We start from the raw sequence: 25,507 nt of genomic DNA on the forward strand, positions 1-25,507 counted from the left end.
CCCTTCGTCATCTTCGTCACCCGCCTTCGGCGGGTTCCTTCAGATTCCCTCGGGCGCATCGAGGTTGCGCGCAGTCAGGGCCACCGCGCCGACGGGCTGCCTGCGTCTTGGTTCGTCGCGCTGCTAGGGTGTGCCTTAGTCACGATTGCTGCGGGGCCCGCCGAGTGGCGGCCGCGCGGGCGGCCTTACTCGGCATACGCATTGGTGGGCGTTTGCGCGGTAGTCGCTTTCGCGAATGTGCAGAGCGGTTTTCTAATGCTCGCGCCGCAGGTTTTTTGGGGGGGTAAAGGGTGGCGCGCAGCGCGCACTGTCTTGCGCATGCCAACCCGTTGCGCGCCACGCACCGGGGTTTAAGTGGCGGTCATCATGCGACGGACGATGAGGGGTGTTGTGTAGCGTGCATCGGTGCTCGCGCAGAGCGTCACTCACGTCAGCCATCCTACGAAGCGCTGGCGATGTTCGCATTAATGCAGTCAGACTGCATTTCCTAAAAAGAACCAGCGCACTGTTGCAATTAAAAATGCAGTCTGACTGCATTTTTAAGGGCTTCAAGTCACGAAGAAGAGCTCGAACATCGCTGCCACACGCGAAGCGAACTGCGCGACGACGTACCACTACGCGTAAGCTCCAAAAGGCCGCCCGCGCGGCCGGCCTGGAGCGGGCCCCGCAAGATCTTCCACCACCAAAAATTCGTGGCGAGAACCCTACGAAAACGATTCGTCCCAGCTGACGTGAGATTGCAACTTCCAGAGCCCGTGGGGTCGGGGGCCTGGGGTGCGCGGGGCGTCGATAAGCCCGAGGGAATCTGAAGGGAAGGCCGAAGGCCTGGACGAAGATGACGACGGGGGAGTCCGGAGCGAAGGCTCCGGACCGCAATCGTTGCCCCGCGCACCCCAGGCCCCGACCCCACGGGCGTCTTAAGAACCCAACCCCCCACCGAACAACACCCCCCCCACCAATCAAAGCAACAACAAAACTAAACCCCCACCCCCTCGAACTCCTTCAACAACGCCGCAACTTCCGCCCGCAAAGCCGTCTGCAAGCTATCCGCCGGCGATACCAACGGGTCCAGCACTTCCGGCGCGTTCACGCCGATCAAATCCATCACCGACTTCATCGGCCCCGGATTCGTCTCCGCAAATGCCAGATTCATCATCGGAATCAAACGGCGATGCAATTCCATCGACTCCTTCGTGCGCCCCTCCGCCGCCAGCGTATAAACCTTGCGCCATGCAGTCGGCAGCAAACTTGCCGTCACCACGATCCCACCGCGCGCACCCGCCGCCAGATGAACCGGCAGCAGCGTGTCTTCTCCGCTGAACACCGCGAACGAATCATCCACGCCCGCCACCGTGCGCAGGAAATGGTACATGTCGGTATTGCATGCCTTCATGCCGATGATGTTCGGATGCCGTGACAGCTCGTGCAGCACTTCCGGTGCAATCGCGATGCGCGTGCGGTACGGGATTTCGTAAATCATGATCGGCAGCGGCGACTCGTCCGCGTAGCGCATGAAGTAATCCCGGATGCCGGCTTGCGTTGGCGTCGTGTAGTAGGGCGTCAACACCATCAGCGCGTCAGCGCCGGTCTTGGCGAACTCACGGCCGGCTTGGATCGCGTCGTAATAGCCGGGGTCCAGCACGCCCGGAATCACCGGCACTCGGCCTTCAACGGTTTCCACCGTCAGCCGGCACATGCGCACGCGTTCTTCGCGGGACAGGGCGCCGTATTCGCCCGTGCCGCCCAACGGCACCAAGCCGTCGATGCCTTGCTTGAGCAGATAGCCGATCAGCGCTTTGGTGGCCGGCACATTGATGGTGTCGTCGGCGTTGACCGGCGTCGGAATTGCGGGAAAAACTCCGCGCAAGTGTTGGGCATTCAGCATGTTGCGTATCCTAAAAAAACAATCAAACGCGCGGAGATCAGTTGGCCAGGCTGCGCCGGCGCAGACGGTCGGCCAGCCAGATCAGCGCGGCAATGAAAATGAACAGGCACGTCGAGACCGCTGCGATCACCGGGGAAATTTGCAGCGTCACTTCGTCCCAGAATTGCTTGGGCAGCGTGGCGTTCAACCCGCCTGAGGCGAACAGCGCAATCGTCAGTTCATCGAACGACGTTGCGAAGGCGAACAGGAATGACGACATCAGCCCTGCGCTCAGAATCGGGAACGTCACGAAGCGCAGCGTTGCCCACGGGCCTGCGCCCAGGCTTTGCGCCGCCAGATCCAGACGCGTGTCGTAGTTGCGCAGCACCGCCATCATGGTGATCACCACATACGGCACCGCCACCACCGTGTGCGCCAGAATCAGGCCGATGGTCGACCCCACCAAGCCCACACGCGCAAAGAAATAGAACATGCCCACCGCGATGATCATGCGCGGCACAACAATCGGCGACAGCACAAACGCCAGCATCGCCGACTTGCCACGCATGTTCGCGCGCACCAGCAGGAAGGCGGCGGGCGTGCCGATCAGCATTGCCAGAAATCCCGTGCCCACGCCCACGATCAACGACCGCGTGATCGCCTGCATCCACACGGGCGACGTGAACATCTGCTCGTACCATTGCAGCGAAAAGCCTTTCGGCGGCCACGTCAGGCCCGAGCCGGAATCGAATGACAGCGGAATCATCAGAAACGCCGGCGCGCTCAGGAACGCCAGCACGCCCAGCACTATCCACCACAACGTGCGCGACTGGCCGGTGCCAGACACCGACCGGCGCACGCGCTTGGGCAGCAACGCAAACATCGCATCGGATACGTTCGCCAGCACCGTCAGCACGGCATCGCCCGCCCGGCGCGACAGGCTTTCCTTGCCGGATGCTCGCACGCGGGTGGACGCGCCGCCCGTCATCGTCGACAGGCCCAGCACCTTGTCGTAGATCGCAAAGACCACCAGCACCACCACCAGCAGCAACACCGACACCGCGCCGGCGAACTCCCAGTTCATGGTCTGCTGGACCTGGTCAATGATGATCTGCGTGATCATCGTTTCCTTGCGTCCGCCCAACAGCGCGGGCGTGATGAAAAAGCCGATCGCCGTCACGAACACCATGATGGCGGCCGCCGCAACGCCCGGCATCGACAGCGGGAAATAGATCTTCCAGAACGCTGTGCCTGGCCGTGCGCCCAACGTGGATGCGGCGCGCGGCAGGTTGCGGTCGATGTTCTCCATCACGGACAGCATCGTCAGCACCGCCAGCGGCATCAGCGCATGGACCATGCCCACCAGCACGCTGCCGAAGTTGTAGAGCAGGTTGGCGGGCGCATCCAGAATGCCCAGCGCTTGCAGCAGCTGATTGACAACACCGTTGCGGCCCAGCAGCACCACCCATGCAAAGGTGCGCACCAGGAAGCTCGTCCAGAACGACAGCAGCACCCAGAACAGCAGCGACGTCTTGCGCTTGGCCGACAGGCTGGATATCAGGTAGGCCACGGGGTAGCCCGCGACCACGGCGAAGAACGTCGTCCACAACGAGATCTTCAACGTGATCAGCAGCACGTTCACATAGACCGACGATTCAAACAGCCGGTGATACTGCGACAACGTGAAGCCCTGGTCGCCGACAACGCTCAGCAGCAGCAGCTGGCCCACGGGGTAGATGAGCAGCACCAGCAGCAGCACGACCAGCGGGGCCGCCATCAGGAAATGTCGGCGGCCGGCGCTCATGCGCTTGCGAGGAGTAGCAAGGGTTGTCATGCGTTTACTCCGCAATGGCCACCGCGTCGGCGGCTTGCCAGCTGACCGAGAGCGGCTGGCCGATGGCGTATTGCTCGGCTTCGCGCTGGGTCGGGTAGGCCACGACGATGGGGGCGGCGTCTGGCACGCCCGAATCCAGGTACAGCTTCGTGAGGCTGCCCGTCACCATCACATCAAGCAGCTTGCCGGTCAGGCCGGGGCCGCTCGCGGACACGCGCAGGTTCTGCGGGCGCAACATCACCGTGACCTTCTGCCCCGCCTTGATGGGCGAGCCGTTGGACAGCGCCTGCCCCGTCACGCCCTGATGCGCCAGCTTGACCGTCAGCGTGTCGCCATCAACTGCGGTGACCTCGCCTTGCAGCAGGTTCGATTCGCCCAGGAAGTCGGCCACGAACAGCGTGCGCGGGCGGAAGTACAGGTCGGCCGGCGTGCCCAGCTGTTCGATCGCGCCGCCGTTCATCAGGCAGATGCGGTCAGACATGGTCATGGCCTCTTCCTGGTCGTGCGTCACGTACACAATGGTGGTGCTCAGCTCGCGGTGGATGCGCTTGATCTCCAACTGCATCTGGTCGCGCAGCTTCTTGTCCAGCGCGCCCAGCGGTTCGTCCATCAGGATGATGGCGGGGCGATAGACCATGCAGCGCGCAAGCGCAATGCGCTGCTGCTGGCCGCCAGACAGCTCGCGCGGCAGGCGCGACGCCACGTGCGGCAGCCGCACCATTTCCAGCGCTTCGTGCGCACGGAGGCGCGCTTCGGCCGCCGGCACCTTGCGCATCTTCAAGGGGAACGCAATGTTCTCCTCGATGCTCATGTGCGGAAACAGCGCGTAGTTCTGGAACACCATGCCGATATCCCGTTCATACGGCGCGCCATACGTGACGTCGGCGCCGTCGATCAGCACGCGGCCCTCGTCGGGCTGCGCCAGGCCGGCGATCAGGCTCAAGAGGGTGGTCTTGCCGGAGCCGGACGGACCCAGCAGCGTCAGGAATTCGCCGCGGGCGACGTCCAGGTGCGTGGGCGCCAGCGCAACGAAATCGCCATAGCGTTTGCCCAGACCCGAGATTTGCAGATTGGAAGAAGACATGGTGTTCATTCAGGAGAGAATTACTTCAGGACCCAGCCGTTGAAGCGCTCGAGCACATCGCGCTGCTTGTCCAGCCAGTAGGCCGCGTTGATGTGCAGGCCGCTCTTGATGTTGTCGGGGTGGGTCGGGCAATTGCGCGCCACGTCGGCCTTGATGTAGTCAAAGGCGGCGGGTTGCGTCACGCCCGCGGCAAAGTATTCGACCAGCGCCGCCTGACGCTTGGGGTCGGATGCAAACTTGATGAACTCGCGGCAAGCGTCAGCGTTGGGCGTGCCTTTCAAGATGGACCAGTTGTCGCAGCCCCAGATGTTTTGATCCCACACGATCTGCACCGGCGCGCCGTTGGCAATTGCCGATTGCGCGCGCGAGACCCAGGTGGCGATCATGTCGACTTCGCCCGATCCCAGCATCTGCTCAACCTGCGCGCCCGTGTTCCACCACACGTCTACCGACGGCTTCACCTTGTCCAGGCTGGCCAGTGCGCGGTCGATGTCGCAGGGGTAGACCTTGTCGGTCGGCACGCCGTCGGCCATCAGGGCTTCTTCGATGGTGTCGAACGGATGCTTGCGCAGGCCGCGGCGGCCGGGGATGTCTTTCACGTTCCAGAAGTCGGCCCACGAGGCCGGCGCGCGGCGGCCCTTGAAGGCATCGGTGCGATACGCCAGCACGGTTGTGTAGACGTTGTTGCCCACGCCGTACGGCGACATGTATTGCTTGGGAATCGTGGCCACGACCGGGTCGGATTCCAGGCCGTGCTTTTCCAGGTACACCTTGCCGCCTTCGGTCAGCATCAGGATGGCGGGCTGGCTGATCTTGGCCATGTCCCAGGTGTAGTTGCCGGTGTCGACCATGCTGCGGATCTGCGCGGTGGGTTCGGCGTTGGCCTGCACACCCACCACCTGAATGCCGGTGGCTTCCGTGAACGGCTTGTAGAACACGGCGCCATACGCCTTGCTGTAGATGCCGCCGTCATCGCGCACCACGATGCGCTTGGACGCCGCACGCGATGGCGTCCAGATCATGGGCATGGCCAGCGCGGCGGCGCCGGCGGCAACGGTTTTCAGCGCGGTGCGGCGCGAAGCGTTATGGGGGATCGATTTCATGGAAGACTCCTGCGGGTCGGGTCAGGGACGGCGGATCAAGGGCTGCGGATCAAGTGCTACGAATCTGGGATTGCGAATCAAAGCGTGCGGATCAACCCCGGCGGCTCAAGGCAGCAAGCGGCCGGGGTTGAATAGGTTGGCGGGATCGAAGGTGGATTTCAGCGCGCGCATCATGGCCAGTTCGACGGGCGATTTGTAGTGCGCCATCTCGGCCAGTGATGTGCGGCCCACGCCGTGCTCGGCGCTGAACGTGCCGCCCAGCGCATCGGCCACATCGTTGACGGCGCGGCGGATATTGGCGGCCATCGTGTCGCGGTCGGGCAGGGCGTTCCAGGCGTCGAACGTGAAGAACGGAATGAAGTGCACGTTGCCGTCGCCCAGATGGGCCACGATAAGCACGGGCAGGCCGGGTACCAGACGGCGCACGGCGGCGGTGGCGTCTTCGATGAAGCGCGGCACGCTGGAGACCGGGACGGCGCTGTCGGTCGTCAGGCCCACGCCCGCTTTCTTATTGCCCTCGGACACGCTATGGCGCACTTCCCACAGCGCGGCGCGCTGCGTGTCGTTGCTGGCGATGACGGCGTCGTGCAGCAAGCCGAGTTCGGAGGCTTGTTCCAGAATCTGTTGCAGCAGGTCTTGCAGTTCAGCACCGCTGCCGGTGTCAGACAATTCCACCAGCACATGCCAGGGATGCGCGCCGGCCAGCGGATTCTTGCGGCCCGGCACGTGCGCCATGACGATGTCCAGCTGGTTGCTGTCGATCATTTCAAACGCCGACAAGCGCGAACCGCAGGCGCGCTGGAACAGGCCCAGGATGTCGAGCGCGGCTTGCGGGCTGTCGGGGGCGATCCACGCCACGGCGTGGCTGGTGGGCAGCGGATGCAGCTTCAGCACGGCGGCGGTGACGATGCCCATCGTGCCTTCCGCGCCGATGAACAGATGCTTCAAGTCGAAGCCCGTATTGTTCTTGCGCAGCGCCGTCAGGCCGTTCCAGATGGCGCCATCGGGCAGCACCACTTCCAGGCCCAGGATGTTGTCGCGCGTATTGCCGTAGCGCAGCACGCCCGTGCCGCCCGCGTTGGTGGCGATGGTGCCGCCAATCTGGCACGAGCCTTCGGCGCCCAGGCTGATCGGGTACAGCCGGCCTTCGGCGGCGGCGGCTTCCTGCACCGTGGCCAGCACGCAACCCGCTTCGACTTCCATGGAGTTGTTGGCGGCGTCGACCCGGCGCACGCGGCGCATGCGCGCCAGGTTCACGATGACCGGCGGCGTGCCGTCGGCGGCAGGCACTGCGCCGCCGCACAAGCTGGTGTTGCCGCCCTGCGGCAAAACCGGTGTGGCATGCGCGTTGCACAGGCGCACGATGTCGGCCACCTGCTGCGTGTTGCCGGGCAGGGCGACGCACAGCGCCGGCCCCTTGTACCGGCCGCGCCAGTCTTCGGTGTAGCCAGCGGTATCGGGCTCGGAATGAAGGATGGCGTCCGCGCCCAGGGCCTGGGTCAACGCGTCTAGCAGGGTGGTGCCGTTGGTCATGTCTGTGGTCCCGAATGGGGCTCGGAGATCGACGGAACCCCGAGCGCATTGAGGCACAGCATACGATTACTTAAATCGCTTTTCGATTTGATTAATCGTATTTCAATTGAATCTAGGGTATGTCCTAGGGATCGCTGTTCCGGATTGCGATCTTAGAAATGATCGAAATACAATCATATCGTGCGATATGCAATTCTATGTGGACTCTGCAAATCAAGGAAGGGGCATGCTTCCCAGCGTGATGGAGTACCGGCGGCAGGCGCAAAGGCGCTTGCCCCGGCTGGCATTTGATTACCTGGAAGGCGGCGCCGAAGACGGCCGTACGCTGGCGCGCAACGCGGCGGCCTACGCCGATATTGAGTTCCGCCCCGATGTGCTGGTTGACGTCACCGATTGCCAGCTCGATACGACCGTGCTGGGCGCGTCGGCCGCCATGCCCGCCATCGTCGGCCCGACCGGTTTGAACGGCTTGTTCTGGCCCGACGCCGACGTGCATCTGGCGCGCGCGGCGCATCAGGCGGGGTTGCCCTTCGTGCTGTCCACCGCATCCACCTCGCTCTTGGAAGACGTGCGCGCGGCCACGGCCGGCGAGCTCTGGCTGCAACTGTATGTGCAGCGCGACCGCCGCATCGCCGAACACCTGATGGACCGCGCCTGGCAGAACGGCTACACGGTGCTGTTCCTGACCGTGGACGTGCCGGTGCACGGCAACCGCGACCACGACAAGCGCAACGGCTTCAAGCTGCCGCTGCGCCCGTCGCCACGGCTGATGCTGGATATGGCCGCACACCCCGGCTGGTGCTGGCGCATGCTGCGCCACGGCGGGCCGCAGTTGAAGAATCTGGCCGTTAGTTCAAATGCGCGTGAAAACATCACCGAGCAGGCCTCCGCGCTCAGCCGGCAGATGGACTTGGCGCTTAGCTGGAATGACGTCGCCTGGCTGCGCCGCCATTGGCGCGGCCGCATCGTGATCAAGGGCATTCAAGGGCTGGCCGATGCGCGCCGCGCGCAGGCGCACGGCGTGGATGGCATCGTGCTGTCCAACCACGGCGGCCGGCAACTGGAAGGCGCACCGTGTCCGCTCGACGTGCTGCCCGACGTGGCGTCGGAATTGGGTTCGCAGCTGGAAGTGCTGGTCGACGGCGGGATAAGACGCGGCAGCGACATCGCCAAGGCGGTGGCGCTGGGCGCACGCGCCGTGCTGCTGGGCCGCGCGCCGCTGTACGGCCTGGCGGGCCGAGGCCCGGCCGGCGCGCACGAGGTACTGGCGATATTGCGCACCGAATTGGAAAATACCCTGCGACTGCTTGGCCGCAACCGCATCGGCGCGTTGGACTCGGATGCCGTGCGCAAACGTTGACGCGTGGCGCAGCCTATCTCTTGTCAGGCCTTCTTTTGCGAACCTCACTCTTGCAAGCCCACTTTCTGCAAGACCACCTTTGGGAATCAAAGCAACATGCGTGAAAAGATTGTTTTCGTTGGGGGCGGCAACATGGCCTCCGCCATCATTGACGGCCTGCTCGAGCAGGGCCGCGAACTGGCCGACTTCCTGGTGATCGAACCCTACGCGCCCACGCGCGACGCGCTGCTGGCGCGCGGGCTCACGTGCCGGGAAAGCGTCGGTGCCGATATCGGCGATGCCGCGCTGTGCGTGCTGGCCACCAAKCCGCAAGTGCTGCAAGAAGCCTGCGGACAGATTCATCAACACCTGCCGGCCACCGCCACCGTGGTCAGCATTGCGGCGGGCGTGGAGCTGGCATCGTTGTCCGCATGGCTGGGCGGCCACGCGCGCATCGTGCGCGCCATGCCCAACACGCCGGCCAAGGTGGGCTTGGGCATGACGGGCCTGTACGCCACGCCCGCCTGCTCGGCGGCCGAACGCGAACAGGTCGACGCCTTGTTTGCCGCCGTCGGCGAACGCATCTGGACGGAGTCCGAAGCCATGATCGACGCCGTGACGGCGGTGACGGGCAGCGGCCCGGGCTACGTCTTTCACTTCATGGCCGCGTTGGAAAAAGGCGCGTTGGAATTGGGCTTTGCCAAGGATGACGCGCGCCGCTTGGCCGTGTCTGTGTTCCGTGGCGCGGCAGGGCTGGCGGCCAGCGAAGACGTGCCATTGACCGAGCTGCAGGAACGCGTCACGTCCAAGGGCGGCACCACCTATGCCGCGCTGTCGCACATGCGCGAAGCGGGCGTGGCCGATGCCATCACGCAAGCGGTGCACAAAGCGGAACAGCGCGCGCGGGAATTGTCGGCGGGTTGAACCCGGCGCACGGGGGCCGCGCCTTCAGCGCCGGCGCCCCAGCCATCCCACCCCCCCCAACAGCAGCACCGACGCCGCAATCGCCGCCACGTTGAATTGCATGGCTGCGGCGAAGGCCTGCGCGTAGCGTTCGGGGGCGCTGGCGCCGGCGTGCGCCTGCAATGCGCCGCTGAACAACATGCCCGCTGCCGACACGCCCAGCGCCGCGCCCACTTGCTGCAACGTCGACACCACGCCCGCCGCCATGCCGGCGTGGCGGTCTTCGACCAGACCCATCGCCAGATTCACCAGCGGCGTGTTGACCGCGCCTTGCGCCGCGCCCAGCCACACCAGCGCAGGTACCAGCGACCAGGGCGATAGCGCCGCGCCCGCCATGCCCACATGCAGCATCAACGCGGCGGTGGCGCCGCCATACAGCAAGGCGGCGACTGCGATGGCGGCCGTGCCGAAGCGTGCCACCAGACGAGGCGCCACCATCGACCCCGCCACAAAGCCAACGCTTGCGGGCGCGAAGATCAAGCCTGCCGTCAGCGCGTCTAGCCCGAAGCCGGTCTGCACCAGCAGCGCATAGCAAAGAAACATGGCGCTGGCGGTGGAGAACACCAGCATCACCAACAGGCAGCCTGCCGCAAAGCGCGGTTGCGCCAGCAAGCCCATGTCGACCAGCGGCACGCCGCCTTGCGCTTTCACCCGGCGCTGCATGCGCACGAACGCGGCAAGCAACACCACGGACGCCGCGCCGCACGCCAGCGTCCACGCCGGCCAGTGCCGCGCGGGGCCTTCGATCAACGCCAACAGCAGCAAGGCCAGCCCCGCGCCCACTTGTACCGCGCCGGGCCAATCCATCGCCGCGCTAGACGGCTCGCGGGATTCCGGAATGTGGCGCGCCAGACGGCAGGCCAGCAGCCCCAGCGGCACATTGATCAGAAAGATGGTGCGCCACGCCAGGCCGAACAGGTCGGCGTGCACGATCCACCCGCCCAATACCTGGCCCGCAATGGCGGCCAAGCCCAGCGTCATGCCCATCAGCCCGAACGCGCGCTGTCGCGCGTGGCCGTGGTAGCTGACGCGGATCAGCGCATAGACCTGCGGAAACAGCATCGCGGCGGCCGCGCCTTGCAGGATGCGCGCGGCGATCAGCGTGTTGGCGGTCGGCGCCAGTCCGCACAACGCGGACGCCATCGCGAAGCCCGCCATGCCCAGCATGAACAAGCGGCGGCGGCCATGGCGGTCGCCCAGGCGGCTGCCGGCAATCAGCAGCACGCCATAGGCCAGCTCGTACGCAACGATGATGAAGTTGATCTGCGCGAAGCTGGCCGACAGCGTGCTCTGCATGCTGGGAATGGCGACGTTCACCACGAACAGGTCGAAGATGGTGATGAAGCCGCCCGACAGCAGCACGGCAAGGCCGAGCGGGCTGAGCGGGCTGAGCGGGCCGATTGGCGCGGTGTCGGGCGCGGGGTCGGCGCAGCGGGCGGGCAGGGGGGTGGACGACATATCAGCGCCTTCAGAAACAGAATCGGCGCTATTCTGGGTGGCCTTGCAGCCTTATACAATTTAGCTGCTTATGCTATTACTGGCTGCAATAGTCCGGGCTTGCAGTGGTCCTGACTTGCCGTAGTCCTGGCTTGCAGTAGTCCTCGCTTGCAATAGTCTCGGCTTGCCATAGTCCAGGCTTGCAATAGTCCTCGCTTGCAATAGTCCCGGGTTGCCACTGCCCCTGCTCCCTGAACCTTGCCCATCGCCTCTGCCCGTAATACTCGCTTCCCGCCATCGCCCCTGCCTGTAATCGCCTGCCGCTCAAGGCCCTATCCATGACCGCATCCCCCACTCCCCAACGCCTGGACCGCACGCGCGCGGACTTGTCTGAATTCCTGCGTCTGCGCCGCGAACGTCTTAGCCCCACCGATTTGGGTTTGCCTGCTGGCGGCCGCCGCCGCACGCCGGGGTTGCGGCGCGAGGAAGTCGCCGCGCTGGCCGGCGTGGGCCTCGCTTGGTACACGTGGTTCGAACAGGGCCGCAACATCAGCGTGTCGGCCGGCTTTCTGGAGAACCTGGCGCGTGTGCTGAAGCTGGACGCCGCCGAACGCCGCCACCTGTATCTGCTGGCCCACCAGCGCCCGCCCGCCGAACCCGGCCGCACCTGGTGCACGGTGCCGCCGCAGGTGCGCCGCTTGATGGACGACCTGCCCGCGCGCCCGGCCTACATCCTGAACCTGCGTTGGGACGTCGTGGTGTGGAATGCCGCGGCAGACCGCGTGTTCAATTTTTCGGGTCAACCGCCAGGCCGCCGCAATCTGCTGTGGATGCTGTTTGTCGTGCCGGCGATGCGGCAGGTCTTTGTGGATTGGCCTGCGCAGGCGCCCGCCATGCTGTCGACCTTCCGGCGCGATTTCGCCAGCGCGTCGGGCGTGCCAGACATTGCAGAACTGGTCGATGAACTGGAAGCGGTATCGCCGGATTTCAAGGCGTGGTGGCGCGAACACGATGTGCATGGCGCCTGCATGGGCCAGCGCAAATTGCACGTGGCATCGCTGGGCGACATCGCTTTCGAACACGCCACGCTGACCGTGGACGAGAGCCGTCATCTGCGGCTGGTGGTCTATGCGCCGGCGCCAGATGAACCCTGCGCGGAAGATTTCGCGCGCTGGGTGCAAACGCCTGCGCAGGCGGATGCGGTGACGGCGTAGCGGGCAGAGGGCGCGAAACGCCGCGCTTGACGCCGGGAATTTGGCGGGTGTATCGTAAGATCTATATCTTAAGATACATCGTAAGAGCTATCCCATGCGCCATACCGACATCCATCACCGCGGCCATCACGCCCATCACGCCCATCACGGCCAACACGGCCAACACGGCCAACACCATCACCACCATCACCACGGCCATCACGGTCATCATCCCCACCACGCCAGCGCGGGTGGGGATTGGTTTTCCGGTCCCCCGGACGGAGGCGGGGGCGATGCCGACGGCTTCGGCGGCGACGGGCGCGGGTTCACGCGTGGCCGCCGTGTCTCTGCCGACGACCTGCAACTGATGCTGTTGGGCCTGCTGGAACAAAACCCCAGCCACGGCTATGAACTCATCAAAGCGCTGGGCACCCTTAGCAACGGCTTCTACACGCCCAGCCCCGGCATGGTCTACCCCGCGCTGACCTATCTGGAAGAGCTGGGCTACGCCACCGTCGAACCCGACGGCACGAAGAAGCGCTACCACCTGGCGGACGCCGGCCGCGCGCATCTGGACGCCAACCGCGAACGCCTGGCGCTGATGTTCAACCGCTTCAAACACATCGCCAAAAAAATGGATTGGATGCGTCAGGCCTGGAGCGGTGCGCCGCGTGACGTGGGGCCGGAAGGCGAAGACGCGCGCACTGGCTGGCTGCCGGAGTTTGTGGAAGCGCGCCAAGCCATCCGCCGCGCGCTGCTCGAGCGCACCGACGCGTCCCCCGCAGAACAACGCCGCATTGCCGCCATCCTGGCGCGTGCCACCGACGAGATCAACGCCAAGCCCTGTGCTTGATTTCGTCCCCCCAAATACTGGAGTGTTAATGACTCGTAGCGACCTGAATGTGGAGCGCGTGCGCCACAACCTGAAAATGCGCGAGCTGACCGTCGTGCGTATTGAACGCATCGCCGGCCTGCTGGCTCGCATCACGTTCACCGGCGAGGACTTGCAGGACTTTGTGTCCGCCTCGTTCGACGACCACGTGAAGCTGTTCTTCCCCGCCGATCCATCACAACCGCCGGCCTTGCCCACGGTAGGCCCCGATGGCGTCAAATTTCCCGAAGGCGCGCCCAAGCCGGCCGCGCGTGACTACACGCCGCGCCGCTTTGACGCCGCCGCACGCGAGCTGGACATTGAATTCGTGCTGCACGGCGACGGCCCGGCATGCACATGGGCCGAGCAGGCCGAGCCGGGCCAGAAGCTGGGCATCGGCGGCCCGCGCGGTTCCTTCGTGGTGCCCAAGGGGTTTGACTGGCATGTGCTGATCGGCGACGAAACCGCGCTGCCCGCCATCGCCCGCCGCCTGGAAGAATTGCCCGCCACTGCCCAGGCGCTGGTGCTGATCGAAGTGCCGTCCGCCGCGAATGAAATTGCGCTGGACTCCGCCGCCAAGACCACCGTGCGCTGGCTGCATCGTGACGGCAATGCGCCGGGCTACAGCACGCTGCTGCTGGAAGCGGCGCGCGAATTGCAGTTGCCCTCGGGTGAGGGCTACGTGTGGGTCGCGGCCGAATCCGCTGTGGCCAAGGCCGTGCGCGAAATCATGGTGTCGCAGCACGGCATCGACAAGAGCCGCATCCGCGCCGCCAGCTATTGGAAGCGCGGCGCCGTGGCGGTGCATGAAGCGCACGACGATTAAGGCGCTGCGCGTCAACGTCACGCATTGAACGCCTCACGCGTCTACCGCGACGCGCCCTTCGCCAAGCGCAGCAGATTTTCCACCCTGCCGCCCGGCGTGTTCCCCCGTACCGCCAGCCCCAGCACCGCGCGGGGCCAATCCAGCGCAAAGGGGCGATACACCACGCCGTCGGGCCGCAGGTGGCGCAGCGATGCCGGTACCACCGCCACGCCCATGCCGGCGGCAACCAGGTTCACCGCCGACGACAATTGCGGCGCGCGCTGACCGATCAGCGGGTTCAATCCATGCTGCCGGCATGCCGCCATGATGTCCGCGCTAAGGCCATAGCCTGACTTGCGTGAATAGAGGATGAAGCGCTCTTGCGTCAGGTCCTTCGGCGCCAGCCGCTTGCGGCGCGCCAGCGCGTGGCCGAGCGGCAAGGCCACCACCAGCGGCTCTTCGGCCAGCTGCGTAAAGGACAACTGCTTAGAGGACAACTGCGTAGAGGCCAACTGCGGAAAGGCCAGCCCGCCGTCCAGCGCGAACGGGGGGCGCACGAAGGCGGCATCAATCGTGCCCTCGCGCAATTGCGCGATGAGCGATTCGCTATCCCCTTGCGACAGCGTCATCTCCACATCGGGATATTGCTGGCGGTACTGGCGGATCAGCTCCGTCACCACGCCATTGAATGACGCCGATTCCGTGAAGCCCAGCGTCAACTCTCCGACCTCGCCACGCGCCGCGCGTTGTGCCGTCTGCACGGCCGCTTGCGTGCGTTGCAGGATGTCTTGCGCGCAGGCCAGAAACGCGTGCCCCGCATCGTTCAACACCACGCCGCGTCCGGTGCGGTCAAACAGCGGCGTTCCCACTTCCTGCTCCAGCTGACGTATCTGCTGGCTAAGCGGCGGCTGCGCCATGCCCAACAGTTCTGCCGCGCGCGTGAAGTGCTGCGCCTCGGCGGTCACCACGAAATAGCGCAGATGGCGCAGTTCCATATTGATACCTATTAAGTACTGATTATCAATTTTCCATATATTGGACATTCTATTTCGTCAGGACGATCATTGGCGTACCGATTTAATCCGCCAAGGAATTCCCATGACCGCAACCCTTTCTCCCGGCGCCTTGCTGCGCCAGCATCTGGCCCGTGACATCGTGGTTGCGCCGGGTGCATACGACGGCCTGTCAGCGCGGCTGGTCGCCGCCGCAGGCTTCAACGCCGTCTACGCCAGCGGCGGCGCAATTGCGCGCGCGGCCGGCTATCCCGACATCGGCCTGTTGAGCTTTACCGAAGTGATGGACCGCGTGGAGAAGATTGTCGACGCCAGCGGCTTGCCGGTCGTGGCCGATGCGGACACGGGATTCGGCGGTTCCGCCAACGTCGAGCGCACCGTGCGCATCATGGAGCGCGCGGGCGTGGCGGCCTTTCACATTGAAGACCAGTCGTTTCCCAAGCGCTGCGGCCATCTGGACGACAAGAGCCTGGTGGACGCCGACGAAATGTGCCGCAAGGTGCACATTGCGCGCCAGACGCTAAGCGACGCCGACACGCTTGTCATCGCGCGCACGGACGCGATTGCGGTGGAAGGATTCGACGCCGCCATCGCACGGGCGGAGCGCTACGTGAAGGCGGGGGCTGACATGATTTTTGTGGAAGCGCCCGAAACGCTGGAGCAGATTCGCGCCATCGCCGACCGCTTGCCCGGCCTGAAGCTGATCAACATGTTCTACGGCGGCAAGACGCCGCTCGTGCCGCTGCCGGAACTTGCCGCGATGGGCTATCGGCTGGCCATCATCCCGTCGGACTTGCAGCGCGCCGCCATCCACGCCATGCAGGCGACGCTGGCCGCCATCAAGCAGACGGGCGACAGCAGCGCGCTGGCCGACCGGCTGACGAGCTTCAAGGAACGCGAAGCCATCGTGCAGACGCAGCGCTATCTGGCGCTGGACACGCAATAGGCACCCAGCGCGGGGAGGAGGGGGGGGGCGCCGAGCCGGGGCGCCGAGCCGGGGCGCCGAGCCGGGCGCCGAACCGGGGCGCCAAACCGGGGCACCCAGCCGGGTGCGCCGAGCTCGGCGTAGCGGGCCTACTTAGGGCGATGCTCGCAGCGCGCCGGCATCGTGTTCGGCCACAGTCGTTGGCCGGCGCTGCCGTACAACGCGCGTACGCCGCACACCATTTCGACGCGGGCGAGCGCTTGGCCGGCAGGGTCGATCAGTTCCGAGGCTTCCATCGTCGACACCACCGCGCGCTGATTGGCGAACGGCGTCACCGCGCTGTATTGCTGGGGAATCACGAACGCGCCTTCGCGGTTCACGTAGCCGAAGGTGTAGTCGGAAAGCGCCGGAGCCAGGCCATCGCGCATCGTGCCCAGCGCATCGAACGCGGGTCCGGTGAGCGCACCCTTGGCATCCACGGCGCGCACGGCGCGGGTCGCCAGTATCGTCACCGCGCGGCCTTCGGAATACGCCGACGCCATGCCCTCGACCTGCAGCGTCGTCTTGCCGTTCATGTCGACATAGTCGGTCTGAATGCGCCCGCGGGTACTGACGTGCCGGAGCAACGTCGAAGACCCTTGCGGCCAGCGCCAATCGCCTTCCGGCAGCGTGGCCACCGTCTTGCCTTGCGCATCGATCAGGCGCGTGGCGTTCTCGTCCGTGACCAGCGCACGGGCGGGCGACCCATGAAACACCGAGCCCACCGCCGCGCTGGGGGCAATCTGCCATTTGCCTTGCGCGTCCAGATAGCCATAGCGTGTGGCGCGGCGAATCTCCAGCCATTCGCCCAAGCGCGTGTAGGTGGCGTCTTCCAGGTCCAACGCCGCCGCGCCATCGGCCGAGAAAACCCAACGACGCTGCTCGCTATCAACCGTGATGGAGCCATCAGGCGTCTGGCTCAATTGCAAGCGCTTCACGAACGGCGTCAGCGCGCGGCCCTGGTCGTTGAATACCGCTGCGGCACGGCCGTAATCGTCTTCCTGCCCCCCCGCCTGCATCACCTTCCACAGCTTGTCGTTGATGCGTTCGACACGTTGATGGCGGGCGGGCACCGTCCACTTGCCTTGCAGATCGATCACACCCTCGCGGCCCTCGCCCAGCGTGGCGACGGCCTGGCCATGCTGAAACTCGCCGATGCCCCGGAACGCGGGCGCGGCCAATTCCTTGCCGGCCACAACGTCGTACAGGCCCCACGGCGCATCATCGCTGGCGGTCTTCACGTAGCGGATCACGCCGGGCGCGACGACGTGTGAATCGAACACGTCGGCGGGCAATGCGTAGACCTTGCCGTCGCGGTCGATCATGCGGTTGACGCCATCCGCATAAACCAGCGCGTAGCCCTGGTGGAACCTGCCAATGTGCTGCTGCAGCGGCAGCTTCATCGGACGGCCCTGCGCATCCAGCAGCTGCATGCCGTCGGCCGTTTCGGCCGCGTAGCGCAGCTGTTCGGGCTTGAGCGTGTCGGGCGACACCGGCTCGTCGCCGTAGTTGCTGTCGGGATCGCCATCCAGCGGGACCACGTCCGTCCACTTCGGATCAGTCACGATGCTGCCATCGGCCAGCAACAGGCTGGCGCCATTGGGTCCGCATTGGCAATGGCTTTGCCCCAAGGTGCCAAGCGGCGCGCCCGGCACGTTCAGCGGCAGCGCTTTCAGTGTCATGCTCTGCACGGCTTCGACAGCCTCGGGCTTGAGCAGCACCTGGCCGTCAGCGTCCACGATGTTGAGCAAACCGCGTTCGCGCTTCATGATCCACAGCCGGCCCTGACGCACTTCGAACGAGCCCGCCTCGGCCAGCCACGCAGGCGCCGACGCGCCGTGCAGCCAGGCGCCCTTGGGGGTGAGCAACCCCGCGCCTTCGCCTGCTTCGTTTCGGAATAGCACGAATCCGTTTTCGTCGTTGGCGGGCAATATCGATTGGCCCAACGTCACGGGTTTGGCCTGGCCCGGCACCAGCGCCATGAGCGTGTTGTTGGAGGGGTAGACGATGGTGTCCGTGAAGCGCTGCGAGGCTTGCGCTTCGTCCGGCGTCATCGTGACGATGAGCGTGCCCGCCGCATCCAGAATCGCGTAGCCCTTGCCGCGGCCCAGGTTCGCGCTCCAGAACTTGCGGCCCACGGCGTTCAGATCTTCATAGTGCTGGTCTTCGCCGATCAGCTTGCCATCTGCGCCCAGCAGCATCACCCCGTCACGCCCGTAAGCCACGGCCAGCATGCCGTCGCGCGGGTTCGAGACATCTTGGAATACGGGTTCGATCAGCCAGTTCCAATCGCGGTCCAACACGCCGTACTGGTGCTCGTCATTCATGGCGATGTACAAGCCATTGCCATACGCCTGCGTGACGGTGATGCCGGGTTTTGCAAAGCGGCGTTCGCCGGTGGGCGAGCGGTATTCCTGCTTGTATTGCACCGAGGCCTGCGCGGGCACCCCGTCGTTCAGGTCCAGGTTTTGGATACCGGCATCCAAGGGATCGCCCACGGATTCGCCGTTGCGGTTGATCAATTGCTGACGTCCGTCGACGGTCACCACGGCCAGGCCGATCTCGGCAAAGTCGCCCACGCTGTCGTAGCGCGGCGGCACCGCCATGCGTCCGTTCACATTGATGAAGCCCCACTTGCCTTGCCATTGCACGGCGGCCAGGCCGTGGCGAAAGTCGCGCACGTCTTCGAAGATGGGGCGAATCGCCAGCCGGCCATTCTGGTCCAGAAAGCCCCAGGCATGGCGGCGCAAGGATTGGTTCGCGGGCACGCGGCTGATGGGTTCCAGCGCGGACGGCAACAGCACGGCGGCGCGTCCATCGGCCAGATCGCGGATGCAACCGTTGGCGTAGGGGCTATGCGCGGCGATGTCGTCGGCAGCGGCCACGTTGCGGAAGGTGGCCTCGTCCACGCAGTACACATGGCCGGTTTGGGCGTGTGCGGATAACGAGGCGCCCAAGGCGGCCAGCGCGCAGGCAAGGCGGGTAGTGCGAATCACGCGTGACGTCATGGTTATTCTGCTTTGGCGGTGTCTAGGGCGGGGGGATCAATGCGCGTCGCGTCAGAGCAGGTCAGCGCTTCGCGCGGCCAGCTTTGGTTTTCCTCTGCGTCAAAGATCACGATCTGGTCGCACAGCACGCCGAATGTGGTGGTGGTCTTGCCTTGGGTATTGATGAACTCGACCAGATAGTCGTGCATCACCATGGCGCGTCCGTCATGGAAGTCATCCGCCCACTTGAAGGCGGGCGCGATGGCGTAGCGGCCGCTCAGGTCGATGTAGCCGTAAAGCTTGCCGGTGCGGTCCACGCGGCGCGCTTTCGCCAAGCCGTTCTTCAACGGACCCAGCTCGGTAAAGTGCGCGCCCACCACGCGTTTGCCCGCCGCGTTCAGGAAGCCGTACTTGCCATAGTTTTCGCTGTACGGCACGACGCCTTCGCTGGCCTTGCGGTATTCCACCGGATACTTGCCCGACAGACGCGCCACTTCGCGGCCTTGCAGGTCGGTCATCACCGCCGTGGACGAGCTGTCATCGGTGAACAAAATGCGTTGCATGGATGCCAGCGGGAAACCATCGCCGCGTGCTTCCTGCACGGTCTTGCCGCTTTGGTCGATGACGCGGTAGCCCGATCCCAAATTCACGCGCGCCAGGCCTTCTGGCTGCGCGAAGAAGGGGTTGAACTCGCCATACAAGGCGGGCACCTTCATGTTGCCGCGCGCATCAATCGCGCCTTCGCGTTCGTCTTGCCGCACGATGAGCCAGTCGCCATGCTGCTCTTTGCTTTCCGGCTGGCCGTCTGAGATGCGCGTGGCCTTGCCTTGCGCGTCAAACAGCACGGCGCTGCCGTCGGCCAGTGCCCCGATGTAGCGCCCGTCTTGAAGCTTGTCCGGTTTGCCGTAGATGGTGTCGCTGCTTTTGCCCGTGCGCAAGTTGACCATCTTGTAGGGGCTGTCGCTATAGCGGCCCGCCTTGCCCTTGCCTTCGGGGTCCTTGACCAGCATGAAGCCGTTGCCCAGGTAGTCCATGTCGTAGGCGCTGTCATGCGTGGCGGGGATGACCCATTGACCGTCGCGGTTGACGGCGCCCCAGTGGCCCTTGTGCTGCACGCGGACCCAGTCGTCTTCGAAGTCTTCAATGCTCTCGAATTCCGGCTTCAGCGCCGGCGCGCCACGGCGGATGTTCCACAGGCCATAGCGGCGTTCACGGTTTTCATTCGGCGATTGGTAGAACAGCAGGTCGCCGTCCAGTTTGGAAGCACCGGTATCCACGTTGTCTGGCAGACGCATGGGCTTGCCGTGTGCGTCGATCAACAGGGCGTCGCGTTGCTGCATGTCGCGCGTGCGCGCCCAGGTGTAAGCGCCGTTGAAGGGGCGGATCTGGTCGTACTCGGGCTTCACGGCCCAAGCGCCTTGGGCGTCGATGGCGCCGAGCTTGCTCTTCTTGGCCTGCACCACAAGCGGCATCGTCACGTCATAGGTGTCGATGTTTTCCCATTCCGGGTTCGAGACGATCTTGCCGTCGGCCGTCAGAATGGCCAGCGGCTGGGCGGAGTCATGGGGCCGCAACAGCGCCAGCGGCAGGCCGGGGATGCGGGTGCTGTTGTCATTGCCGCGCAGCGCCCTTCGGCTGGGCGAGAACGCGCTGAGTTCGTAGGCGCGCAATTGTGCGGCCGTGCCGGCGTCGAGCAGGGCGCGGCCTTCACGGTTGTAGATCTGGACCAGCACGACTTCGCCCGTCGCGTCGGCAGAGGCGGCGGCGTAAGCGGCGGCATCAGCGGCGGCTTCAGCGGCCGGTTGCGCAACGTCGCTGATGGCGGCAACGTCGGCCACTTCGGTGTCCGCGGCGGAGCCATCGGCGTTGGGAGCCGCATCGGTGGCGGGTGTGGCCGCGTCGGTTGTGTAAGTGGCCGCTGCGTCTGCCACGGCGGCCGACGGGTGGGCTTCTTCGGCAATGTCGACGGCGCCATCCGATGCTTCGACTGCAACGGGGGCATCGGACGCGGCTTTCACTGCATCGCTCAAGCCTTCCGTGGTGGCATGGGTGCCGCCCTGCATGGCGGCATCCGCCGCATCCATGGCGTCGCCCGCGGCATCCATCGCTTGATTCAGCGCCGGCGGCACCGACGACGCAGGCACGCCGTAAACCCAGGCCTGCCCTTGCTCAATGTCGACGCGCCCTTCGCGCACCGCCAGCTTTTGCACGGTGCCGTTGGGGCTGATCAGCAGCGTCATTGACGCATCCGCCAGGTAACGCCACCCTTCGCGTTGCTGCACGCCCAGGTTAGACATCGAGAACGTGTGCACGGGCTTGAGCTTGCTGTCCAGCAACGTCGTCTTGCCATCATCGGCCACGACCAGCCACAGGCCGGGCGCGGCCCACTGCACGCGGTCGTACGTGGTTTGTGCAAGCGCTTCCCCGCGCGGGTTCACGAACAGCCATTTCTCGTCGCGGCGCACCGCCACGATATTGCCGTCGCGCATCGGCGCTTCACGCGAGCGCAGCACGTCCGGCGCAACCGCCCATTGGCCATGCGCGTCCAACAGACCCCACCAACCGGAGTAGCGCGATCCGCGCACTTGCGCGGGCAGAAAGCCCGCTGTGGGCGCGGCCAGCATCATCACGCCGTCGGGCAGGTGCGCGGCGGTGCCGGTGGCGGTGTTGATCAGGCGCGGCGGCGTCGGCACTTCCATCGACGCCAGCTTCTGCCCGGGCATGAAGCCCCAGGTACGGGTACCCAATGGGAAGGTCTTCACCACCTTGCCCTGCCGGTCGATCAGCACATCGTGTTCGTTGTCTTCGGCCAGCGCCGTGCCTTCGGCGTTAAAGCCGGTGGCGTTGGCGAACCGCGGCTTGATGACCCATTGCCCCTTGGTGTCGATATAGCCCCACAGGCCGCCTTGGCGGACGGCGGCCAAGCCGTTCTGAAACGGCGTCGCTTCCGCGTAGGCGGGCGCGATGGCCATGCGGCCTTGCTTGTCGATGTATCCCCACGCGCCCGCGTTGTCGCTGCGCGATCCCGTCAGCACCGCCGCCAGGCCTTCGCTGAAGGCCTGATGGCAAGACGTGTCGGCGCCCTGGCCGTAGTAGCTGGTGGTGCATTGATCCAACCAGGAATCCGCGTGCGCCGCACCGGGCAGGGCGGGCAGCGCCAGCATCCAGGCCAGCGTCAGGGGCTTCAAAGCGGTCCTCATTGCGTGCGGGCGCGGGCGCGAGCCGCGGGAAAAGAGGAGCCAAGCCGAACGTGCCACATGGTCGGGTGCCTGCATCAGAAAATGGGGAAGGCAGCACTGTAACTAGCAGTAGCAGACAATGAAACGGGAAATGTAACGATAGAAAACCAAGCGTTAATGGGGCCACGATTTGGGGCTCCGATTTGGGGCTCCGATTTGCAGCCCCGATTTGCAGCCCCGATTTGGGACACGATTAGGAGTTCCGATTTGAGGACACGACTCTCCGCCCGGATCACATTCTTGCCAGGCATGTAGCGGACAAAAAATAATCAGTTGAAGCGCACGCCCGGCGCCTCTGTAATACAGGCGTGTTGCTGCCTTGATTGAAGCGCTGCGCCTGTCCGGAGGGTTCACCATGTCGTCCCCGTCTTCCCCTGATGTTTCGCGGTTGTGGTTGCTGGTGTTGGCCGGTGGCCTCGTCATGGGCCTGGCGCTGGGCGTGCGCCATGTGCAGGGCTTGTTCCTGCTGCCCGTGTCGATGGACCGGGGCTGGAGCCGCGAGACATTCGCCATGGCGATGGCCGTGCAGAACCTCACCTGGGGCATCGTGCAACCCTTCACCGGCATGATTGCCGACCGCTACGGATCGGCCAAAGTCATCGCGGGCGGCCTGGTGTTCTACGCGCTGGGGCTCGCGGGCATGGCGCACGCCGCCACGCCTGCGGCATTCATGCTGACGGCGGGCGTGTGCATCGGCATCGCGCTGTCGGGCACAGCATTCGCCGCCATCTACGGCGCGTTGAGCCGGCTGGTGCCGCCTGAACGCCGGGGCTGGGCGCTGGGGGTCGCGGGCGCGGTCGGCGGATTGGGCCAATTCATCATGGTGCCTGCGGCGCAATGGTTGATTGGTCGGTGGGGCTGGGTCAGCGCTCTACTGGTGTTTGCCGTGCTGCTGGCCATCGTGCTGCCCTTGGCGCGTCCCCTGCGCGAACCCGTCACGCCCACGCTGGACCCGTCCGCACCGGACGCCAGCCTGTCGATGCGCGCCGCCATTGGCGAAGCATTCCGGCAGCCGGGCTTCTGGCTTCTGAACCTGGGCTTTCTGGCTTGCGGCTTCCAGCTGGCATTCATCGGCACGCATCTGCCCGCGTATCTGATGGACAAGGGCCTGCGCGCGTCAGACGCCGTGGCCGCGCTGGCCATCATCGCGCTAACGAACGTCATGGGCACCTATGCCTGCGGCGTACTGGGCGCGCGCCATCGCCGCAAATACCTGCTGGCCGGCATCTACCTGCTGCGCACCGCGGCCATCGCGCTGTTCCTGCTGCTGCCGCTATCCACATGGACCGTCTACGCGTTCGCCGCCATCATGGGCTTTGTCTGGCTGGGCACCGTACCGCTGACCAACGGCCTGATCGCGCAGGTGTTCGGCGTGCGTTACCTGACCACGCTGTTCGGCTTCGTCTTCTTCGGCCATCAGCTGGGATCATTCCTGGGCGTGTGGCTGGGCGGCGTGGTGTTCGAAGCCACGCATTCCTATGACTTGATCTGGCTGGGCGCGATGGCGCTCGGCATCTTGTCCGCCATGTTGCATTGGCCCATCGACGACCGCGAGATCACGCGCGTCCGCCCCGTGCGGGTGGGGGGCTGAGGCCGCTACGCCGCCCGATGCTGCGTCCCGGCGCCCATCGTGATGTGCAGCATGCGACAGGGCTCCATCACCTTCACCGTATGCCACACGCCCTTCGGAATCACATACCCGTCGCCGGCCAGGATCTTCACCACCTGATTGCCCGTTGGCCATTCCAGATGCAGCTCGGCGGCGCCCGCCATCAAGCGCACAATCTCGTCCGCTTCCGGATGCATCTCCCATTGCGGCCAATCGGACGCGAACGTGTATTCCGACACCAGCCAGCCACGGCCAAACTTGTCGAGCTCGTCAGGCGACTGCGACCAGAACGCATCGCCGCCATTCACCGTTGACGCGGCGCCGGAAGCGTCCAGCAAGACATAGTGCGAAGACAGATCAAGAGCCATGGTGCGCATCCTTAGGGAAGTGGGGCGTGCGGTCATTCGTCTAGGCAAGAGCCAGATATGACCCCTTCGGGCCAGATTTGACCCGATCGGGCCAATTTTGACCCGCTACAAGCCATTGATTCAATAGCGATATTTTTTAATCGGGTCAGAAGTGGCCCGGTTTGTAGCGAAAAGCGAGGGTTTCGCGGGGATGCGGATCAGAGCATTCCGTCGTAAGCGTCTTAGTTACGCGGCAAGCCATTGATTCCATGGGGGTTATTGATACGGCGACGCGCTTGGCATGGATGTTGCATGAGTGCGGGTAGCGCTTCCTTCAGGAAGCATCCCGGCCGCCACGGCCGGCACTACGACGACGGAGCCCGTCATGCTTACCCCCGCTACGTTCTGCATTGTCAGCAAGCGCCCTGGCGTTCGAGTTGTCACATGACACTCAGCCAACAGCTCATCGACATCGTCGAAGAAACCATGCCGCTGCCGCCCGGCAGCTGCAACGCCTGCGAACGCAATGGCGTGCCGATCCTGCTGCTGCGTCCAGCGGTGGTGCCTAAAAATTCGTTCTTGCGCGCGCGGAGTGCGCTGTCGCATCCCGGTCTGCAAGAATCGCTGCGCATCATGCGCAAGGGCTATGTGTATGTGCTGCTGGATCGCAGGGTGTGGCACGCCTATCAAGTGACTGATGCGGGCCATTTGCGGCACTTCAACCCTTATGAAATGCCGCGCGCCGAGCCTGCGCCATTGGCCGAGCGCTGCGTCCAGGCCGCGCACAATCTGCCTGCGTCATTCATCGGTATCGACATTGATAAATACAAGGTCGCCTGGATCGCGTATTCGCAAGACCCTTGGCCGACGTCAGTGTTGGATGCGTACAAGTCGGGCAAGGGTTTGAATGCCGATTACCCCCAGCGGTTTGTCATCGTAGATTTGCCGAAGCTGCGGGAAGACCCCACGGCCGGCGGCACCGCGCTGGCCTTGGAACATGCGCATCTGTTGCACGAACACGTAGCGGAATATGCCAGCGGCGTCGACGACTTCGGCAGCGTTCACGGCTGGTCATCACGTTCGGCGCAAGCCGCAGGCATGCGCAATTACCTGACGTTGATGGAACGGCAACACCGCTTGCCGCAAGGCGTGAGCGGGCTGATCCTGCCTGACCCGATCGGCATGGCAGAAGAACTTAACAACGTCCGCCTGGCCGCTTACACGCAAAAGCGATTGTGGTCCGAAGAGCCGGAGCGCCGCTACGCGTACCTGACCTCGCAATGCCTGCTGGCGATTCAGCAGCTGTACGCCGTACAGGCCGA

The 25,507-nt window shown here is 64.9% G+C and carries 18 protein-coding genes; 8 read left to right on the forward strand and 10 right to left on the reverse strand.

Annotation, left to right across the window (positions count from 1 at the left end):
• Window positions 1-976 precede the first annotated feature (976 nt).
• The 5 genes from dapA to AC1DB0_RS29560 all read right to left on the reverse strand — a co-directional run bounded on the left by dapA (window position 977) and on the right by AC1DB0_RS29560 (window position 7,418).
• A complete protein-coding gene (gene dapA / locus AC1DB0_RS29540) occupies window positions 977-1,885 on the reverse strand; it encodes a 4-hydroxy-tetrahydrodipicolinate synthase (protein WP_175171529.1) in 909 nt (302 codons plus the stop codon).
• 37 nt (window positions 1,886-1,922) lie between these two features.
• A complete protein-coding gene (locus AC1DB0_RS29545) occupies window positions 1,923-3,698 on the reverse strand; it encodes an ABC transporter permease subunit (RefSeq protein WP_054424752.1) in 1,776 nt (591 codons plus the stop codon).
• Between the two features lie 4 nt (window positions 3,699-3,702).
• A complete protein-coding gene (locus AC1DB0_RS29550) occupies window positions 3,703-4,782 on the reverse strand; it encodes an ABC transporter ATP-binding protein (RefSeq protein ID WP_476757582.1) in 1,080 nt (359 codons plus the stop codon).
• 20 nt (window positions 4,783-4,802) lie between these two features.
• Window positions 4,803-5,885: an ABC transporter substrate-binding protein gene (locus AC1DB0_RS29555; RefSeq protein WP_054424753.1), complete on the reverse strand. Its 1,083-nt coding sequence runs from the start codon at window positions 5,883-5,885 to the stop codon at window positions 4,803-4,805.
• 105 nt (window positions 5,886-5,990) lie between these two features.
• A complete protein-coding gene (locus AC1DB0_RS29560; RefSeq protein ID WP_476757583.1) occupies window positions 5,991-7,418 on the reverse strand; it encodes an FAD-binding oxidoreductase in 1,428 nt (475 codons plus the stop codon).
• 226 nt (window positions 7,419-7,644) lie between these two features.
• On the opposite strand from AC1DB0_RS29560, the gene AC1DB0_RS29565 reads away from it, so the two are divergent.
• Complete coding sequence (locus AC1DB0_RS29565) at window positions 7,645-8,778, forward strand: alpha-hydroxy acid oxidase (RefSeq protein WP_476757584.1); 1,134 nt, start codon at window positions 7,645-7,647, stop codon at window positions 8,776-8,778.
• Window positions 8,779-8,874: 96 nt separating this feature from the next.
• The gene (gene proC, locus AC1DB0_RS29570; RefSeq protein WP_476758815.1) at window positions 8,875-9,681 is read left to right on the forward strand and encodes a pyrroline-5-carboxylate reductase; all 807 of its coding nucleotides are present in this window, start codon (window positions 8,875-8,877) and stop codon (window positions 9,679-9,681) included.
• A 24-nt stretch (window positions 9,682-9,705) separates the two neighbouring features.
• Here proC and AC1DB0_RS29575 read toward each other — a convergent pair whose 3' ends face one another.
• Window positions 9,706-11,178, reverse strand: a complete 1,473-nt coding sequence (locus AC1DB0_RS29575; protein ID WP_476757585.1) for an MFS transporter — start codon at window positions 11,176-11,178, stop codon at window positions 9,706-9,708.
• Window positions 11,179-11,495: 317 nt separating this feature from the next.
• Between AC1DB0_RS29575 and AC1DB0_RS29580 the strand changes: the two genes are divergently transcribed.
• The 3 genes from AC1DB0_RS29580 (at window position 11,496) to AC1DB0_RS29590 (ending at window position 14,047) form a co-directional block, all read left to right on the forward strand.
• The gene (locus AC1DB0_RS29580; RefSeq protein WP_476757586.1) at window positions 11,496-12,371 is read left to right on the forward strand and encodes a helix-turn-helix transcriptional regulator; all 876 of its coding nucleotides are present in this window, start codon (window positions 11,496-11,498) and stop codon (window positions 12,369-12,371) included.
• A gap of 94 nt (window positions 12,372-12,465) precedes the next feature.
• Window positions 12,466-13,203 carry a PadR family transcriptional regulator gene (locus AC1DB0_RS29585; RefSeq protein ID WP_476757587.1) on the forward strand — a complete coding sequence of 246 codons (738 nt, stop codon included), beginning with the start codon at window positions 12,466-12,468 and terminating at the stop codon, window positions 13,201-13,203.
• A 28-nt stretch (window positions 13,204-13,231) separates the two neighbouring features.
• Window positions 13,232-14,047 carry a siderophore-interacting protein gene (locus AC1DB0_RS29590; RefSeq protein WP_476757588.1) on the forward strand — a complete coding sequence of 272 codons (816 nt, stop codon included), beginning with the start codon at window positions 13,232-13,234 and terminating at the stop codon, window positions 14,045-14,047.
• Window positions 14,048-14,088: 41 nt separating this feature from the next.
• Here the strand turns inward: AC1DB0_RS29590 and AC1DB0_RS29595 are convergent, their stop codons facing one another.
• Entirely contained in the window at window positions 14,089-15,021 is a 933-nt protein-coding gene (locus AC1DB0_RS29595) for a LysR family transcriptional regulator (RefSeq protein WP_476757589.1), read from the reverse strand.
• Between the two features lie 103 nt (window positions 15,022-15,124).
• Here AC1DB0_RS29595 and AC1DB0_RS29600 point away from each other — a divergent pair, with 103 nt between their 5' ends.
• Window positions 15,125-15,985, forward strand: coding sequence for an isocitrate lyase/PEP mutase family protein (locus AC1DB0_RS29600; RefSeq protein WP_476757590.1), 861 nt, complete (start codon window positions 15,125-15,127; stop codon window positions 15,983-15,985).
• Between the two features lie 128 nt (window positions 15,986-16,113).
• Here the strand turns inward: AC1DB0_RS29600 and AC1DB0_RS29605 are convergent, their stop codons facing one another.
• On the reverse strand, window positions 16,114-19,011 hold the full coding sequence (locus AC1DB0_RS29605) for a WG repeat-containing protein (RefSeq protein WP_476757591.1): 2,898 nt from the start codon (window positions 19,009-19,011) through the stop codon (window positions 16,114-16,116).
• A 2-nt stretch (window positions 19,012-19,013) separates the two neighbouring features.
• Entirely contained in the window at window positions 19,014-22,178 is a 3,165-nt protein-coding gene (locus AC1DB0_RS29610) for a WG repeat-containing protein (RefSeq protein WP_476757592.1), read from the reverse strand.
• A gap of 406 nt (window positions 22,179-22,584) precedes the next feature.
• Here AC1DB0_RS29610 and AC1DB0_RS29615 point away from each other — a divergent pair, with 406 nt between their 5' ends.
• On the forward strand, window positions 22,585-23,820 hold the full coding sequence (locus AC1DB0_RS29615; protein WP_476757593.1) for an MFS transporter: 1,236 nt from the start codon (window positions 22,585-22,587) through the stop codon (window positions 23,818-23,820).
• 5 nt (window positions 23,821-23,825) lie between these two features.
• Here the strand turns inward: AC1DB0_RS29615 and AC1DB0_RS29620 are convergent, their stop codons facing one another.
• On the reverse strand, window positions 23,826-24,206 hold the full coding sequence (locus AC1DB0_RS29620) for a cupin domain-containing protein (protein ID WP_476757594.1): 381 nt from the start codon (window positions 24,204-24,206) through the stop codon (window positions 23,826-23,828).
• A gap of 423 nt (window positions 24,207-24,629) precedes the next feature.
• Between AC1DB0_RS29620 and AC1DB0_RS29625 the strand changes: the two genes are divergently transcribed.
• Window positions 24,630-25,507 (forward strand): T6SS effector BTH_I2691 family protein (locus tag AC1DB0_RS29625; RefSeq protein ID WP_476758816.1); only part of this gene is annotated, 878 nt, incomplete at its 3' end.

It is taken from the genome of Achromobacter sp. 10T422 (assembly GCF_056394065.1).